Below are 1,228 nucleotides of genomic sequence, written 5' to 3'. Positions count from 1 at the left end.
TGGTTAATCCACAGCACTTTAAAAACTGGTTTACAAGCTGCTGCTACTGTACTTCATAAACCTGGAATCCGCTGTATATTCTCCTTGTACGTACATTGAACTTCCATCAAGCGTGGATGCTCTTCATTTTTACTTGGAAATTATGGGCGGCTTTCATGGCGATTGTTGTGAAGAGTTTTGTGGTTCCTACTTGGTAATATTTGTCGAGGGCTCTTCCTAGTCGATCGTCGTTTAGATGTTCGGGTAGTATTCCCTTTCCGATTAGATGTGATGTTGCTTTTCCTACAAAAAATTCCTCGAATATGTATAATGGGGCGCTTAAAAAGCCTAGTCCATTCAAAATCATTGCTTTCATGACTTGTCCTGGGCTGAGAATTTCTTGGGTTGTTATTCCTACTATTTTGTTTACTTCTTCTACTAATTCCATCTCGTCTATTATGCCTGCTACTATTCCTAGATGGTCTAAATTTAGGACTTTTATGGCTTCTTGATGCTCATTCATGGTTTTTTCCTCTTTAATCCTAATTCGTTCATTGTAACTCAAAAAAGCCTGAAGTGATTGCCCCGTAATCACTTCAGGCTTGAATTTTTCAAATTTATAACCATCAATTGTATTTAAAGACCTGCGGAATGTGGGTTATAACAATACTCCGGACAGTTTTTAAGCAGCCAGAGTACCATAAGACAAGACTGAAGGAAGATTTGGATGATTTAAAATCAAATCCGGGTCTAAATCTAACTTATCAATAAAGGTACAAAGTAGATGCTTATTGAATTCTAGGCGTTTATAAAAACAGATTGAAAAGACAAACGACTTAGCAGATGAAGGACAACTAGATAGTTGATGTTTGGTCAAATGTAAGGCAATAAGACTGGCATTAAAATAAAAATCAAGCCGTGGTAAATGACGAGCTTGACAATCAGACAATCCCGTAAATTGCTTGGCATCACGAAAAATAAATTCAATATGGAAACGAGCCTGATAATATTCAACAATTTGCTCAGGCGGTAAGTGAATATCAGTGCTAAATAATAAAGCATTTTTAATTTGTCCGTTGGCTTGAACCTCAGAAATACAAGCCAAACTAATTGGGCAATTCAAACAACAACTCCACACAACTAATGTATATAAGGAAACTCCCGGTTTTAGGTCTTTAACAAAATTAAGACGACTCAAATCATGGCAGTCAACCTTGCCATCATATTTACGTGGAGCCCCCAGTTTCTT

Annotated in this window: 1 protein-coding gene and 1 pseudogene; both read right to left on the bottom strand. The window is 37.1% G+C overall.

Features of this window, described 5'->3' with window-relative positions; all coding sequences use genetic code 11:
* Positions 1-63: 63 nt before the first annotated feature.
* A pseudogene (locus QUB44_RS30945) lies at positions 64-502 on the bottom strand (DUF4277 domain-containing protein); the annotation flags it as partial.
* Between the two features lie 159 nt (positions 503-661).
* The coding region (locus QUB44_RS30940; RefSeq protein WP_333373762.1) for a transposase at positions 662-1,228 on the bottom strand (567 nt) is incomplete at its 5' end.

It is taken from the genome of Microcoleus sp. AT3-D2 (genome assembly GCF_036705715.1).
Taxonomy (GTDB): domain Bacteria; phylum Cyanobacteriota; class Cyanobacteriia; order Cyanobacteriales; family Microcoleaceae; genus Microcoleus.
This window is presented reverse-complemented; position numbering and strand designations above follow the sequence as displayed.